We start from the raw sequence: 16080 nt of genomic DNA on the forward strand, positions 1-16080 counted from the left end.
AAATTTGCAATGAAAGTACCAATGCTATACACTAATCTTGATAGCATGATCATTATTCTCTGATACTCACAGCCCACTTGTTTAACCATCTCGCACTAGCCGGAGCAATTATATGTCCTTCTGGAATCTTCGACTCTTGATTTCGATATTAATGATATTTCAAGGTGCTTCAGTTTACGCAACTGATACTCCTTTTCTCATTGGTGCAACGGTTTCTCTTGAAGGTAAGTATGTGGAAACGTCACGAATGATCAGGAAATCCTATGAGCTCTGGGAGTCACAGATAAATGAAAAAGGCGGGCTACTAGGCAGAAAAGTAAAACTTCTCCTTTATGACGACAAGAGCAATCCTGATCTGGCAAAGAAACTTTATGAAAAACTCATCGTAGATGATGAAGTTGAGTTGATTCTTTCACCTTATGGAACACCCTTGACATTGGCTGCCTCGGAGGTGACTGAGAAGCATGGTAAAGTGATGATCGCATGTGCGTCGGCTGCAATGAAACCATGGGAAAGGGGCTACCGCCATCTGTTCGGTATTTATGCCCTCGCAGACAGATATTTCATTTCTTTCCATGATGTTATTGCCAGAAAAGGATACAAAACAGTGGCGATCATATATGAAGACAGCGTTTTCAATATTGCAATTGGAACCGCTGCGGCAAAATGGGCAAAACGTTTTGGGTTGGAGGTTGTATATATGCAATCATTTACCGATGGCGAGTCACAATTTCCAACTATTATAAACGAAATAGGGGCAATAAACCCGGACGGGGTAATATTCAGTGCATATCCTCCAGATAGCTATGCCTTTCTCGAAGAGTTGAAAAAGAATTCGTTTCGTCCCAATGCACTAGGTATGACGATTGTACCTACGTATCCTCATTTTTATGAAAAAGTGGGACCTTTTGCAAATGGCATTTTTGGTACGTCTCAGTGGGAACCGGATGAACGAATACCGTTCCCGGGAACCATTAAATTTATTGCAGATTTTAAACAATTCGTCGGGCAGGAACCTTCATACCATGCTGGTTCAGCTTACGCGGCATGTAAAATACTTGAACAGGCGGTCACCCAATTTAATGAGGTTAATCACGAGAAAATAAGGGAGTACGTGTATTCACTTGATACTATGACTGTAATTGGACGCTTTAAAGTCGATCAGTCAGGCCGCCAAATCGGCCATAACCCACTATTAATACAATGGCAGGAAGGTAAGAAAGAAATTGTTTACCCAAGGAAGATGAAAACGAAAGAACCGATTTTCAACCATACCATACAGTAAAGATTCGTGAAATCTACAATTCCTTTTTCAAAGAATAGGCTGCTATATGCAGTACTGTTCCCTGTAATATTGGTGGGGGTTCTTGTTTCGATCATATCTGTGGAGAAACTTGTTCCTCCACTCGCCGAAACTCTTCAGGAACAGACCGATAAAGCTCTCCACTATACCTCCGATACAGTCATGGCTATCTGTGAAGAGCGTTTTGACGACTTGATAGAACTGAGACTTGAAGAAGACCCTGAAATGCAGGCTGCTTATATGGCGGAAGCCATTAGTCAGGTAAGAGCTCTGGATGTCGTTCACTCTGGGATTCGCAGCCTGATTTTTCAGGAAGGAAAGAACCTCCTGGAAAAGGAAGACTCAAAAAACATATCGCCTGTATCTTATCCCGCTGAAGAACACAGGGAGTTGGGATCAATCGTTGAGTCGACATTTAATGGTGAATCTGTTCGCTTAATAGAACAATATTTTCCATTCTGGGACCTTCGCGTGATCTGCCTGATATCGAAAAAGGACTATAACGCTCCTGTAATACAGGCAAGAAGAATTGTCTTTTTCGGTACGTTAGGAGTGCTTGTAACTGTTGTGGTCACCTTACTGACACTTTTTTTGTGGCGGATTAACAATCCGTTGAGCAAAATCATCTCTGCGACAGAAAAAGTTGCCAACGGAAACATCGTTACCATCGACATTAAGGGTAAAGACGAGATCTCGCAAGTGGGAAAGGCGTTTAATGAGATGGTCCGTAGTCTTGAATCTGACCAGAAGCGGATCAGCTCAATAATGGGGGAACTGAGAGATTCTGAGGAGCAGTATCGAATATTGACCGAGAATACCTTGGCCTATGTAATGGTACTGGGAGACAGAGGGTGTCTTTTTGTAAATGGAAGGTTGGTCGAAGCTCTGCAGCATAGCAGTGACCAGCTGAAAGGTGATAATTTTTATACCATTATCCATGAAGAGGATCGACTGTCTCTTAGGGAAACTGTCTCTGATTTGATGGGCGGGAGGGTTGAGGAAAAACACTTCGAGTGCAGGTTCCTGTCCTCCGAATCAAAAACATTGTGGGTGGAATTAAAGGCAAATCGGATCATATATCGTGAAATTCCGGCCATTTTACTACATGGCAATGATATCACGCGCAGCAAAGAAGAACAGATGATCCGTGAAAAATTGGAGGTTCAGCTTGAGCAGGCAAAGAGACTGGAGGCGATCGGCACGCTCGCTGGTGGCGTTGCGCATGATTTCAACAACATGCTTGGCGGTATAATTGGTGCTGCTGAGCTACTGTCCACTCGCCTGTCAAACGATGCAAAAGCTGAGAGGTACTATAGGATCATAATTGAGTCCGCCGGTCGAGCTGCCGATCTTACGGAACAGCTACTTACCTTTTCCCGTACAGGTCCTAAAACATCCACTCCCATAGATGTCCATGAAGTCATAAATGCTACGTTGGTCTTAGCGAGAAACACTATAGATAAACGCATTGAGCTGAAGACCACTTTTACTGATGAGGAAAGTACAATTATTGGTGACTCTTCTCAGCTTCAGAATGTCTTTCTTAACCTGTGCATCAACAGCGCACATTCTATGCCGGAAGGAGGACAAATTACTATTTGCTCCAAGGTCTTAGAACTGGACGAAATTTACTGTACATTGTCCAGCTTTGCCCTTGAGCCTGGTCAGTATTTAGAGATAGAGGTACGTGACAGCGGAAAAGGTATTGATCCTCAATACTTGCCAATGATTTTCGATCCATTTTTTACAACAAAAAAGCAGGGTGAAGGAACAGGTCTCGGATTAGCTTCAGTATATGGCACCATTCAACAGCACAACGGTGCAATCAGTGTCTACAGTGAGGTCAATGTTGGTACAGCTTTCCATCTTTTACTGCCTCTTACGAGCGTTGACGCAGTACCAATTCAAACTACACAGGTTTTAACCAAAGGAAGCGGCAGGATTCTTGTTGTAGATGATGAAGAGGTCATGAGGATAACGGCTAAAGCTGTATTGGAGGACCTTGGTTATGAGGTAATATTGGCCAAGAACGGACAGCAGGCGGTTGACACCTTTAAACATCAAAAGGGGATCGATCTTGTCTTGCTCGACATGGTTATGCCTGTGATGAATGGAAGGGATTGCTTCTACAAATTACAGGAGATTAATCCGCAGGTACGGGTTGTACTTTCTTCCGGTTTCACAAGGGAGGAAGATCTTAAAGAGATGCGGCAGAGCGGACTGAAAGGTTTTATTCGTAAACCATACCGGAGTGTCAATCTAAGCCAGGTTATCCATGATGTTCTGGGTTAGATTGTTTTTGGTTTACCAGCCTGCCACGCAGCCACTCACGGCCATTCAAGCAAATCTGAATATGGTAAGGAAACCACGTTTGTAGACGAACATGCATAAACCAAGTTCAGCGTCATCAAAGTAAAAATAGAAATAACCCGCTTTAGTCTAACGTTAATAGGAATGGGGGGAATGAAATCATATGCTGACAGTCATAAATGTGGGGTGTAATTGCAGGGGAATTGTCGGAAAGAGAGTTAATGAATTCTTTTATATTGGCTGATTAAATCTCTGCTTTTTTATAGTGCTCGTTGAAATTCCATACTGTTTCAGTTTCCTGTATATAGTCGGTCGGCTGATGTCGAGTTTTGTAGCTGCTTGTCGAATGTTTCCGCTCAACTCATTAATAGTCGATATCAGGATATGTTTCTCTATTTCTGCAAATGTTAGATTATTAAAAGTCGTCGCCAAATGAGTAGTATTGTCGTGGTTGATGTCAGGTATCCCGAAATGTTCGGGTAGCAGGTTTGCACCTTCACAGATGTGTACTGCACGTTCCACGGCGTTTTCGAGTTGCCTGATGTTACCTGGCCAGTCATATTTAAGGATCGTTTTTATGGTCTCTTCGCTGTTGAGTAATATTTGTCTGTTGAGTTCTAGTTCATGCCGGTGAATGAAATGTTTGGTGAGAGGAAGTATGTCCTCAGGCCGTTCACGTAATGGGGGGATGTCGATTTTCAGTGTGCAAATTCTGTAGTACAGGTCATCGCGGAACTTTCCTTCTGAGATAGCTTTTTGTAGATTCAAATTAGTCGCTGAAATAATCCTCAGATTTACTGGAACAGAATGAAAACCACCTACTCGCTGCAATTCACCTGATTGCAATACACGGAGTAGTTTTACCTGCATATCAAAAGGCATATCCCCAATTTCATCGAGAAACAGTGTCCCGTTGTTTGCCAGTTCAAGTTTACCAGGTCTCCCGCCTTTTTGTGCGCCAGAGAACGCTCCTTCTTCATAACCAAACAGTTCACTTTCAAACAATTCATTTGGAATTGCTCCACAGTTGATTGCAATAAAGGGTTGGTTCCGACGGTCACTTTCGTTATGTATTGCCTGGGCGAACAGTTCTTTTCCAGTGCCGGTTTCCCCTGCAAGTAAAACTGAAACAGTACTTCCTGCAGATATTTTTGCGAGGTGGAGTGCGGAGTGTTGTTTTTCGCTTTCACCAATAATGGACTCAAATGTAAATAATGCTTGAGAGCCGGTAAGTTCCAGAGCCATACGCATCATTTCATCTTTCTCGATAATTGTGATTAGGCCTCCTACTGTTCCACCACTATTATTATAAATTGGATCAAGAGAAATAAAGTGAGACTTATGACATTTTTCGAAATGAAGCTCTTTGGCATGAATTCTGGTTCCACTTCTGAGATATTTCAAGATATTAAAATCTTGTCTAATGTAATGTGAAAGAAGTTGTCCCGGCTCATCATCTGTGAGACCAAGCAGAGAGCGAGCTTTTTTGTTGTTTCTGACAATGCGGCTTTCTTTATCAACAGTGATCATTCCCCTAGAGTTAGATTCAAGCAGCGCTTTCATGTATTGATTTTGTAGTTCAAGTTCCTGCATATGCTCTTTTTCACGGAGTACAGCGCGAATTCGTTCAGCAGATTGTCGCACCAATCCCAAGGTATGGACATGCATTTTTTCTGAATAACCGCTTAAGCAGATAACACCGAGTAGTTTACGACCATCAGGAGAGAAAATAGGGGCACCTGCGTTACTGATATGCTGAGTACTTGAGACAAACATTTTTTCGCCTGGTAAAAAGACAGGGATTTTCTCTTTAAGAGCTAAACCAATTGCACAAGTCCCCATATCTTTTTCAGACCACCTGTACCCAGGTGAGCATCGGCGCTTGTTGTATTGATCTAAAATATCTTGATCTCCAGTGGTGTACAGTACATAGCCTTCCTGGTCTGTTAAGGCAGAGCAAAACCCAGTATTTCTTAATAAATTATAGAGTGAGTTGAGCTCATAGCTGGCAACGGAATAAAATTCGTGGTTCTCATCAATTCGCCTTTGAAGTTGGAGGTCAGAGAGGCGGGTGGCTTCAGGTGCACCATCCTGGGCGGGGTTTATGCCGTATTGAACTGAACGCTCTATTGATTTTTCAATAATATCAGTCATGTTTGGCATTCCTGAAGAATGTATTTTGTGTGAGTAGTCGTGTTTCATAATATTACAATGTAACAAAGTGAGAAGTAGAGGCAATAAGTTGAATAAATATAGAGTAATAATAACACGGCAGGGTGTGATAAGTATAGATACTTAATGATTATGTATCATAATGTTACATCGAGAGAGGGTGTTTTGTTTTTAGAAATTAGAGATATGTTTCTGTAATTAATAGATTAATTATGGTTGCGGCGTCTGGCACTGTATATGCTAGTAAACGATACGTTCTTTACATTGATTTTCAATTCATTAAATGAGGATTTGTATAATGTTTATCCCAATAGACTCTCGATCAAATTCCTTGGTCACTATTCAGATAGAAGGAAAAAAAACAGAAGTCCCAGAAGGGATCTCTGTTGCTGCTGCAGTATTTGGGCATGCAAACCATAAAGATTGCCGTTGTTCCTCTGTGTCGGGCGAGCAGCGTGCTCCATATTGTTTTATCGGAGTGTGCCATGAATGCCTCATGGAAATAGATGGTAAACCAAATCAACAGGCATGTCTTACTCAGGTTAACGAAGGGATGTGTATTAACAAGCAGCGGATTTGTGAAGGGGAGTAATCGATGAAAACGCATTGGGATGTAATTGTTGTTGGTGCCGGTCCCGCTGGGCTTTCATCGGCAAGTGCTATTGCCGAGCAGGGCCTGGAAGTACTTGTCTTAGATGAACAGGCAAGTCCGGGAGGACAGATTTATAAAAATATCGAACACCAATCAGAAAAAATCATCAATTTACTAGGTGATGATTATAAACACGGTTTTACAGTTGTTGAGCGTTTTCGAAAGTCCGGTGCTCGCTATTTGCCGGGTAGCACGGTGTGGAAGCTAAGTCATGAAGGGAATGTGTTTTTTTCCCGTGCGGGAAAATCGAGTGAACTTAAAGCCAAGCGAATAGTAATTGCCACTGGTGCCATGGAGCGACCACAACCATTTACCGGATGGACTCTCCCAGGCGTAATGGGTGCAGGAGCGGTGGATGCACTCTTCAAGGCTGACGGTGTGATTCCATCAGGACCCGTCACGATGGTGGGTAGCGGACCGATTATGCTTTTGGTGGCAGGGCACATGAAAAAATTGGGCGTTGAAGTTACCCATTTCTTTGATACCACGCCTCAAAACTCCATTGTAAGTGCTTTACCTCACCTGCCAAAGGCATTGAGTCGCATTGGTTATCTGATGAAAGGAACGGGTATGCTTGCTGGTACTGTGAGAAGTGTTGGGAAATACCAAAGGAATTCCAAAAAATTCAGTGCATATGGCAAGGACAGGGTTGAACAACTTACAGTGGAAACAGGATCTAAGACAATTACTGTTCAGACCGGCACCGTACTCGTACACGAAGGAATTATACCACGTACAGAATTTAGTCGGCAGTTACGTTTAGAACACAGCTGGGATCCAGTGCAACGGTATTGGTACCCAACTGTTAACCGTGATGGACGAACCAGTTCACCTGCAATATTTATGAGCGGGGATGGCGCTTTTGTCCATGGTGCAGTTGCGTCAGAACTAAAAGGGGAAATAGCTGGCCTTACCATTGCTGAGGATCTGGGTAAGGTTTCAGAGGCCATACGGGTCAGAAAAACAAGCCTTGAGAATGAATTGAGTCATGAACTCTCCCCACGCCCATTCATTGATGCTATGTATCCGGCACCTCGGGACATGGCCACCATCGATGATGATGTAACCGTATGTCGTTGCGAGGAGGTTAAGGCAGGAACTATTCGAGAGTTAATTTCAGCAAATCAGACAACCCCGGAAATGTTGAAAGCCACTTCCCGAGTAGGTATGGGGCCATGCCAAGGCAGAATGTGCAGTTGTAGTCTGTCAGAGATAGTTGCCTTAGAAACGGAGCAGGATATCACTCGTGTCGGAACACACAATATTCGACCGCCCGTACGAAATATTGGGCTTGGTGAACTTGCCAATATGGCTTTTCTGCCAGCAAATCAGTCTGATAAGGAGGAGTCATGAGACAGGTCGATTGTATTTTTATAGGTGGAGGACTGATGGGCCTTGCTTCAGCCTTGAACTTGGCTCAGGCGGGTAAACGCGTCATTGTCCTTGATAAGGATTTTTCGGGAAAGCATGCCTCTGGTGTCAATGCTGGTGGGGTTCGCAGTTTAAAACGTGATATCTCAGAATTGCCTTATATCCATGGATCGCTTGATATGTGGCATAATATGGAGAAAATAGTTGGCTCAGATTGTGGTTTTTATCAGACAGGCTATCTTGTTGCTGCTGAAGATGAAAAAGGGATGAAAGAGCTGGAAGCACGAGCGGAGGCAACTCACTCCTTAGGTTACACCAATGAAATACTCATTGATAAAAAACGCCTTAAAGAGTTGGCCCCCATAACCCGTGATCACTGTGTTGGTGGCCTCATGTCGGTTCGTGACGGTCATGCCTCTCCAGCAGAAACATGTAGGGCATTTCATGCCGCTGTTATCGCTGCTGGAGGAGAAGTGTACAGTAACTGTGAAGTTGTAGGGGTTACAAGGGGGGAAAACGGTTTTTCAGTTAAAACAAATAGTAAAGGAACGCTCCATTCAGAACAGCTGGTGAACTGTGCCGGCGCATGGGCGGGACAAATTTCAAGAATGCTGGGGGACGAACTGCCAATAGAACCTGTCGGGGCAAGTGTTCTGGTTACAGCAAGAATGTCTCGACTACTTCATACCTTCGTTGCCGTACAGGGGCGTAAACTTTGGTTTAATCAGGCCCGCAATGGAACGCTTCTCATCTGTGGTGGTTATCACTCATACGTTGACATGGAAAAAGGGTTGACTCATATGAATTTACATGAATTACAAGCCTGTGCCAAAGTTGCATATGATCTTTTTGATGTGGCTGATGACCTCACAATTGTTCGCTCATGGGCGGGGCTTGACGGTGAGACGCCCGATCATTTTCCAATAATCGGATATTCAAAGAAAATTCCTGGCCTCATGCATGTGTGTGGTTTTTCCAAACACGGATTTGCACTTTCTCCAATGGTGGGACGTGTTGTCTCAGCAATGTTACAAGGGAAAAAACCGGAAATCGGTGTGGAGGGCTTTGAAGTCGACAGGTTTACTGGCGCAGTCGTTAGCTAGCTTTTCAAAACAAGACATTAGCTTAAAGGACTCAGGTATGGAAAATGACACGTGATGACGCGTCGAAATGGTCCCAAATGTTTTCAAAACCAGATTTAAGTGTATGGTTTGGGATGAGGCTGGAAACAACCTGATTATTGGTCATACGTGACCGGCGTGAAGGTGGCGTCAGTTTGTGATGCGGATCTTGAAAACCTGTCGTTCTGCTGATACGGTATCGATCAAATGGGCGGTCCCCATACGATCAGATTATAGAGGCAGAACACAGGTTTAGATCATTTCATAGTAGCAAAGAATTTACTTTTTATCCCTCCCCGATTATTTCATTATTTCTCTTTAAATAGTAGAGTCACACTGTTCTTTGGTAGTTCTGAAGGCGGAGAAAAATCCCAGTATGGTTCTGAGGTAGTTCTTTCTTCAAAAGGTCTTGTGTGGTTTACTGGATGCACGATTTAAATGCTGTCTACTTCTATGAACATCTCACTCTATCCACTTTAGGAGGGTAACTATGGAAATTGATGTATTTCAACGCCAAGTTGAGCAATTGAAGCAGAAGGTATCTGCAATGGTCGATGATACCAGCGATGACTATGCAGAAGAGGTTGCCCTGCGTCTTACGGGATTAAATTTTACGCCTCCGGTGATAACACCCATAAAAGAGTTTATCCGGATGCGAAATGATGATCTCATCCTGGAAATTGATCGTATTGTCGCTATGCCTGATGCCGAGGCCTGCGCCCTTGCACCGGGTGATTCTAGAAAGTGTGCCGATCTGAGATTGCAATATATCACCGTCTTGCTCTATTACTACACCAAGCTGGTCGCACTACGGGCAGGGGATGCAGAGGAGTGGGATGAGGTTGATGAACTCTATGTGCATGACTGATAGGGCCATAGTTTAAACCATGGCAGAACTCATACGCACCTTTAGCCATCACTGTCGAAGTCGCTATGGTGAGGCCATTGGCAAGATTCCAATAGATGTTGGCCTTGTGTGTCCAAACCGGCAACACGGAGGGTGCATTTACTGCAGGGCTGCTAGCTTTACCCCAGCCTGTCTTGATAAGGTTGATGATGTTTTAACCCAGGTAAAAAGGGGAAAGGAGTCTCTTCTTAAAGGGCGCTTTAGAAAATATTTTGCCTACTTTCAACAGGAGACCTGCACTGCAGCTTCTGTTGACCAGTTAATGGGGCAGTTTCGCCTTCTGCTAGCTGATGTTGATTGTGTCGGTTTAATTCTTTCAACACGGCCGGATGCTGTCGATAAAGCTTTGTTAGAGCCTCTCGCTGCATTGCTGATACACTCCAAGAAGGATTGTCTTTTTGAGCTTGGACTACAGTCTGTTCATGAAAAAAGTTTACGATACCTCAATAGAAATCACACCTTTGATGATTTTATACAATCTTTTCACCTCATAAAACGCTATACATGTTTTGAGGTTGGTGTCCATCTCATCTTTGGCATCCCTGGCGAAAGTGAGGATGAAATGCTTGAATCGGTGCAAACCCTTGGTACACTAGGAATTGATGCAATCAAACTCCACCACCTCCAGGTGATACGAGAGACTCAACTTGAAAGGCTGTACGAAGAGGGGATGGTACAAACCTTCACCCTTGAATCCTATATAGAATTGCTCATGCGGGTTATTGCTATTATCCCTGCCAATGTTACTATCCACAGGTTGTGGGCCACAGCCCATCCCAGGCATCTCGTTGCCCCTAAGTGGAATGTTCTCGCGGGTCTACTCAGTGAAAAGCTCAGGGCGAGGATGAGGGAGGAGGGGACCTACCAGGGAAAGGCGTTGGAATAAAAATATTGGTCATAAATAAAACCACCGAGGTGCAATGTTTGGAGGGAAGTGGTATTCTTGGTGAAATTATAAAGAAAATGTTGTCTGAAAACGTTGAGGAAAAAGGACTACCATGGAAGAACAATTTGAAATACGCTATGCCGAGCGGATGAATCAGCTGCCGCCGTACCTGTTTGGTATGATTAATAAAATGAAGATGGAAAAACGCTGGGCAGGAGATGATGTTATCGACCTTGGGATGGGCAATCCTATGGATCCTACGCCCGGCCCTGTGACCGAAAAGCTCTGTGAGGTAGCTGCCGATCCTAAAATTCACCGTTATCCTGTGGCAGGCGGGATGAAGAATCTAAAGAGGGAGATCTCTCTTTACTATAAACGTAATTACGATGTCGACCTCACCGGAGATGACGATGTCATCTGTACCATCGGTTCCAAGGAAGGCATTTCTCACCTCTGTCTTGCCCTGCTTGGCCCAGGTGATACTGTTTTAACTCCGGCCCCTGCCTTTCCTATCCATGTGTATGCTGCCGTTATCGCAGGAGCTAATGTTCTTCGAATAACTCTTGGTAATGAAGAAGAGATGCTTAAGCAGATTGAGACGATGTGCAGGTCTCTCTATCCTAAACCTAAACTATTAATGCTCAATTTTCCCCATAACCCAACAGGTGAATTGGTTTCTAAGGAGTTTTTTGTTGAAGTTGTACGGCTTGCGCGAAAGCACGAATTCATGGTGATAAACGATTTCGCCTACTCCAAGATTACCTTTGACGGTCGTGTTGCCCCGAGTCTGTTGGAAGTGCCTGGTGCCATGGACGTTGGTGTTGAGTTTGGTTCATTTTCCAAGTCCTATAATATGGCGGGCTGGCGTCTTGGGTATTGCGTTGGAAACACCAAAATGATTGGTGGACTGTCTGCGATCAAAGGCTACTACGACTACGGTATTTTCTCTGCGATTCAGGTTGCAGGTATTGTTGCCATGCGTGACTGTGATGAGCGGATTGTTGAGCAGGTAGAAGTGTATGAAAAGCGCAGGGATTTCCTCTGTGATGGACTTTCTAAAATGGGTTGGGATGTTGAGCTGCCGAAGTCCGGGATGTTTCTCTGGGTGAAAATCCCTGAACCGTATATACAGATGGGTTCAATAAAATTTTCCATTGAGATGATGCATAGAGCAAATGTTGCTCTGGCTCCGGGAGCGGGATTTGGGGTTGAAGGAGAAGGATATCTACGGCTTGCTCTTGTGGAAAACGAGCACAGGGTTAGCCAGGCGCTCAAACAGATGAAGCGGGCTATGCAGGATATTGATGCAGAAATTGCTGCAGGTACTTTTGATCTGAGCCCTGATATATAGATTTTTAATTGTAAATACTATGCGAGACAGAGCTATTGTGTTCTGTCTCTTTCTATACGTCTGAAATGACAAGTTTTTGATTCCTTGAAGTCTTGATTCGCACTCTTATCAGAATATTTTGAGGAATAGTTTCGCATCTATTTTAAAGAGTGGAGCACAGAATATATTGCTGTGCCAAACGACTCTATTGTATAGGGCTTTTTCAAATATACGGATGCCCCAAGCTGCAATACTTCACGAATCCTTTCTGTTTCTGAGAAACCACTGGCTATGATTACTTGTTGGTCCGGCCAATGGGTGATGATCTTCCTATAGGTATCTAGACCATCAATGCCCGGGTCCATGATCATATCTAGGATTATTAAATCGGCGTTGTTTTTGTGAAGATAGTCGATAGCTTCCTCACCTGATCCAACAGTGTCGACCAGATATCCTAATGTGGTCAAGATGGCAGATGCGATTACACGCTGTTCTTCAACATCATCGACAACGAGGATTGATTGACCACTTCCGAGATAGGTGTCCATATCTATAAGAGCTGTGTCATCAGCAATTTTCCGAGTTACTGGGAAATAAAGAGTGAAGCGGCTCCCTTGATGCTCATCACTTTCAAAATCGATATACCCCTGATGGTCCTTAACCGTTCCCCAGACAACAGCCATACCTAGCCCTGTCCCGCTGCGGCCCATCTGCTTATTGGTATAAAACGGTTCGAAGATTCTATTGAAATCTTTAGATGATATCCCAACTCCTGTGTCTTTGACAGTAAGGGCAACATAGTCACCTTCATTGACCACATCGTACCCTTTAATGGGGCGGTCAATATAGCAGTTTTCCGTTGAGATAGTCACCTGGCCGGCTTTTGGAATTGCCTCCAGACTATTGGCAACAAGGTTCATTAGTGTTTTAGACAGGTGTACCGGAGAGCCTAAAATATCGAGCAGGGCTGGTTCGAGTCGGTATTGGATTTTTACATGTGCATGATAGGAGGCGAACTCATTGTATTCAGGGCTGTTGAGATAATCTTCAACTATCCGGTTCATATTAACTACGTTCATGGAGGCAACACCTCTGCGAGCCATGGTCAGTAGGTCTTGAACTACTGCAGCAGCACGTTTGCCTGAAGTAAGGATGGTATGAATTGGTGCGCGCAGTTCGCTGTCTTTGGGAAGTTGAAGCAGCAGCAGTTCAGGATAGGTTACGATACCAGACAGAATGTTGTTTAAGTCATGTGCAACACCCCCTGCCAGCGTGCCAAGAGCTTCCATTTTTTCCGCACGTCGTAATCGGGAGGTCAATGCCTCTTTTTCTTCAGCTGCTTGCTTCTGGTTGGCTGCACCTAGTGCTAATCCAATGATGTCGGCGATAGAAGCGGCAAAATTGATTTCGTCCAGATGCCATTCTCTCTCATTGTTTATCTGGGATAAACTGACCCAACCCGCAAATTGTCCATGTTCCTTAATGCCTGCAATAAGTATCGATTGAATATTGCGTGAAGAGAGGTAATTGTGGGAGTTGAGTTCAGTTAACAGCTCATCGAGGGTCGCGTCACGAGCTACAATTGTTTTGTTGTTGTTCAAGGTAGTTCTGAAAAGAGGAAAGTCTGTCATCAGGAAATGGTGTTCATCAGGCTCGACATTTTGACCGTTGACAACCAACATTCTGCACGTACAGGACAAGCCCTCATCGTTCAGTAACCAGACCCCACATCGATCGACCTGTAGCGTTCTTGCAGCCAAAGTCACAATTGTATCAAATGATATATCAAGATTTCCACTGTACAGAGCTTGATTACCTGCAAGATGAAGCAGGGCATCATTTTGTTTTCGAAGGCGCTCTTCGACTTCTATCTGAAGTCTCTCAATTCGTTTTCGCTCAATAATTTCCTTTTCCAGTTCTTGAGTTCGGTCTTTGATGGTATTTTCCAGATTGTCGCGGTGCTGTGAAAGTTGCTCCTGTACTTTTTGTCGCTGCTCAATCTCTCCTTCAAGTTCAATGTTGACAGCTTCCAACTCAGATTTAGACGTCTCGACGTCACTGATATATGTCTGGACAGTATCAGCCATTTCATTGTAGGCAAACGCGAGTTGTCCCATCTCGTCGTTGGACTGTTGTTTCAGCCGATAACTTCGATCTCCTTGCTGGAAACGGCGAATACCCGAGACTATTGAAATGATATGGGAGGTGAGAACGCCTGCCATGATGATTGCAATAAGGATGACAGCACCTATCATCATCAGAGTATATACAGAGAGGTTGCGAAAGGTTTTCTGCAGTGTCTGGTTCAACAGCGCAATATGGGCCTTTTTGTCCTCTTCAAGTTTGCGGGTAAAATCGGACTCGATCTCATGAATTGTTGCAGCTGTTTCCATGGCGCTATGATGAAACTCATCCACATTGGCACCAATTGTTACAAATCCGAATCCTCGTGGAGAATTGCCGTATTGACCGGTGTAATAGGGGATAGCGGCGGCTGTGGTTAATTTCCACAGCCCGCTCCAGAAGATGAGAAATGAACCAGAACCACCGCTTTGGGTCAGGTTGAGCCAGCCAGTGCATTGAGGTGCAAAGTTCAGGTACCGACAGTCAAGCCCCAGCATGCCGTCTTTAGTCAGGGATGTTGCAGGCTTTTTATCCAGACTCTGCTCCTTGAAAACAGGGGCATTTGTTTCAAAATCTGTCATGGACATACCTTTGTCCTGCCATAGACTGTACATCTCCTCATCTAACCACGGCACAGCCTGTTCCCCCGTGATAGGGTCATAGCCAACTATAAAATAGTCCCTTGGGTGAGAAATGTTTCGTCCCTTGTGGTCCCACATAAATCCGTAATTCCCACTGCCCGCGTCGGAAATAGGTGAATATCGCTCTGCGGTTGGCACAAGGTGATCTGTAAACTCCATTATATGAGTGTGATCGAGGGCGAGGGTCACGTACCCGACTATCCGGCCCTCTTCTACAACCGGAGTTCCCCAGCGAACCAGACCCTGAAATCGTTTTCCGACTGGATTCTCTTTGCCTGCATACCCGGATAATTCAGGCTTGAATTCAATACCTTTTGCTTTCGCTTTTGCTTCACTGTACGTACCTATCATATGTCCCTTTATATAGGGACCTATGACCTCTGATACGTAGATTTCTCCGGGGGATAAATCCTTTAGAGCATTAAAATATGTTTCAGATCGACAATATGTGTTAGCAGGATCTGATACATTTTGTTTTTCAGGGGGCAGGATGTCTGAGGTACTGGCTTTTATGATCTCATTACCGGAAAGATCAATGAAGGTCATTTCCAAAAAAAGTGGTCGGCTATCAAATATGTTGTCTTGAGCAGGAGGACGATAATGGAATTCTTTACTGTTATCAATGTTGGTAGCTGAAATAGTCGGTTCATTGTCTAGTCTGCCATCAGGGCTTTCTATCCAACTCTGACCATCCTCATCCATCACCCACGGATGATGCAACGTAACAGGGCGAAACCGAGATTCGAGAAATTGGTTGTAGCTTACTTCATTGATCTCTAAATTTGATGCCAGCAAGATATCCAAATCTCTGTCATACAGGAAATCGGCAACCTGCTTGGCTGTATCGGTGGAGAGTCTTTCAATGGTCTCACGGGATTTTTCATCAAGTGCATGTATGGAATTCTCAGTTGATAAGCTGGAAACTCCATTCACAACCTCGTGAGTGTTTGCAATCATCTGGCTGGATTGTTTTTCAACGGAAGTGGTGAGGTTGGCAATTTGCACCCAGGCATACCAGGCAAGGGCAACCAGCGGTAGGACCTTGATAAAAATGAAAATTATTATCAGTTTGGTCCGGATACCAAGGGAATGCAAACTCATAGACAGTTTAACTCATTTCAAATAACAGATTGTTGGAAAAAATACAACGTTTCAATGTCTTACATTTCACGCTGCAATTATAGCATGTATGTAGATATCTTCCAAACGGAACTACTCTGAAACCCTATACAATCAATATGAAATGACAGGTTGCCATCTATT

At 44.1% G+C, this 16080-nt stretch carries 10 protein-coding genes; 8 read left to right on the plus strand and 2 right to left on the minus strand.

Translation table 11 applies throughout. The features are described from left to right. Nucleotides 1–112: 112 nt before the first annotated feature. Together ACX6CI_RS22780 and ACX6CI_RS22785 are read left to right on the plus strand one after the other, a co-directional pair. On the plus strand, nucleotides 113–1285 hold the full coding sequence (locus ACX6CI_RS22780; protein WP_458775948.1) for an amino acid ABC transporter substrate-binding protein: 1173 nt from the start codon (nucleotides 113–115) through the stop codon (nucleotides 1283–1285). A 6-nt stretch (nucleotides 1286–1291) separates the two neighbouring features. After that, nucleotides 1292–3595, plus strand: coding sequence for a response regulator (locus ACX6CI_RS22785; RefSeq protein WP_458775949.1), 2304 nt, complete (start codon nucleotides 1292–1294; stop codon nucleotides 3593–3595). A gap of 249 nt (nucleotides 3596–3844) precedes the next feature. Here the strand turns inward: ACX6CI_RS22785 and ACX6CI_RS22790 are convergent, their stop codons facing one another. Further along, complete coding sequence (locus tag ACX6CI_RS22790; RefSeq protein ID WP_458775950.1) at nucleotides 3845–5767, minus strand: sigma-54-dependent Fis family transcriptional regulator; 1923 nt, start codon at nucleotides 5765–5767, stop codon at nucleotides 3845–3847. A 316-nt stretch (nucleotides 5768–6083) separates the two neighbouring features. Between ACX6CI_RS22790 and ACX6CI_RS22795 the strand changes: the two genes are divergently transcribed. The 6 genes from ACX6CI_RS22795 to ACX6CI_RS22820 all read left to right on the plus strand — a co-directional run bounded on the left by ACX6CI_RS22795 (nucleotide 6084) and on the right by ACX6CI_RS22820 (nucleotide 12073). Then, on the plus strand, nucleotides 6084–6377 hold the full coding sequence (locus ACX6CI_RS22795) for a (2Fe-2S)-binding protein (RefSeq protein WP_458775951.1): 294 nt from the start codon (nucleotides 6084–6086) through the stop codon (nucleotides 6375–6377). A gap of 3 nt (nucleotides 6378–6380) precedes the next feature. After that, nucleotides 6381–7790 (plus strand): FAD-dependent oxidoreductase, encoded by a 1410-nt coding sequence (locus ACX6CI_RS22800; protein WP_458775952.1) that lies wholly within the window; start codon nucleotides 6381–6383, stop codon nucleotides 7788–7790. After that, nucleotides 7787–8911 (plus strand): NAD(P)/FAD-dependent oxidoreductase, encoded by a 1125-nt coding sequence (locus ACX6CI_RS22805; RefSeq protein ID WP_458775953.1) that lies wholly within the window; start codon nucleotides 7787–7789, stop codon nucleotides 8909–8911. Before ACX6CI_RS22800 ends, ACX6CI_RS22805 begins: the two co-directional genes overlap by 4 nt. Nucleotides 8912–9419: 508 nt before the next feature. Beyond that, complete coding sequence (locus tag ACX6CI_RS22810) at nucleotides 9420–9797, plus strand: hypothetical protein (protein ID WP_458775954.1); 378 nt, start codon at nucleotides 9420–9422, stop codon at nucleotides 9795–9797. Between the two features lie 19 nt (nucleotides 9798–9816). Then, nucleotides 9817–10722: a TIGR01212 family radical SAM protein gene (locus tag ACX6CI_RS22815; protein WP_458775955.1), complete on the plus strand. Its 906-nt coding sequence runs from the start codon at nucleotides 9817–9819 to the stop codon at nucleotides 10720–10722. Between the two features lie 112 nt (nucleotides 10723–10834). Then, nucleotides 10835–12073 carry an aminotransferase class I/II-fold pyridoxal phosphate-dependent enzyme gene (locus ACX6CI_RS22820; protein WP_458775956.1) on the plus strand — a complete coding sequence of 413 codons (1239 nt, stop codon included), beginning with the start codon at nucleotides 10835–10837 and terminating at the stop codon, nucleotides 12071–12073. Nucleotides 12074–12210: 137 nt separating this feature from the next. On the opposite strand, the gene ACX6CI_RS22825 is transcribed toward ACX6CI_RS22820, so the two are convergent. Then, nucleotides 12211–15918 (minus strand): response regulator, encoded by a 3708-nt coding sequence (locus tag ACX6CI_RS22825; RefSeq protein WP_458775957.1) that lies wholly within the window; start codon nucleotides 15916–15918, stop codon nucleotides 12211–12213. Nucleotides 15919–16080 lie beyond the last annotated feature (162 nt).

Source organism: Desulforhopalus glucosivorans (assembly GCF_054397165.1).

What these genes read in the sequence shown, in the direction of transcription:
- ACX6CI_RS22790 (WP_458775950.1), bottom strand. Translation starts at nt 5,767, where the DNA reads ATGACTGATATTATTGAAAAATCAATAGAGCGTTCAGTTCAATACGGC.
- ACX6CI_RS22810 (WP_458775954.1), top strand. Translation starts at nt 9,420, where the DNA reads ATGGAAATTGATGTATTTCAACGCCAAGTTGAGCAATTGAAGCAGAAG.
- ACX6CI_RS22800 (WP_458775952.1), top strand. Translation starts at nt 6,381, where the DNA reads ATGAAAACGCATTGGGATGTAATTGTTGTTGGTGCCGGTCCCGCTGGG.
- ACX6CI_RS22805 (WP_458775953.1), top strand. Translation starts at nt 7,787, where the DNA reads ATGAGACAGGTCGATTGTATTTTTATAGGTGGAGGACTGATGGGCCTT.
- ACX6CI_RS22815 (WP_458775955.1), top strand. Translation starts at nt 9,817, where the DNA reads ATGGCAGAACTCATACGCACCTTTAGCCATCACTGTCGAAGTCGCTAT.
- ACX6CI_RS22825 (WP_458775957.1), bottom strand. Translation starts at nt 15,918, where the DNA reads ATGAGTTTGCATTCCCTTGGTATCCGGACCAAACTGATAATAATTTTC.
- ACX6CI_RS22820 (WP_458775956.1), top strand. Translation starts at nt 10,835, where the DNA reads ATGGAAGAACAATTTGAAATACGCTATGCCGAGCGGATGAATCAGCTG.
- ACX6CI_RS22780 (WP_458775948.1), top strand. Translation starts at nt 113, where the DNA reads ATGTCCTTCTGGAATCTTCGACTCTTGATTTCGATATTAATGATATTT.
- ACX6CI_RS22795 (WP_458775951.1), top strand. Translation starts at nt 6,084, where the DNA reads ATGTTTATCCCAATAGACTCTCGATCAAATTCCTTGGTCACTATTCAG.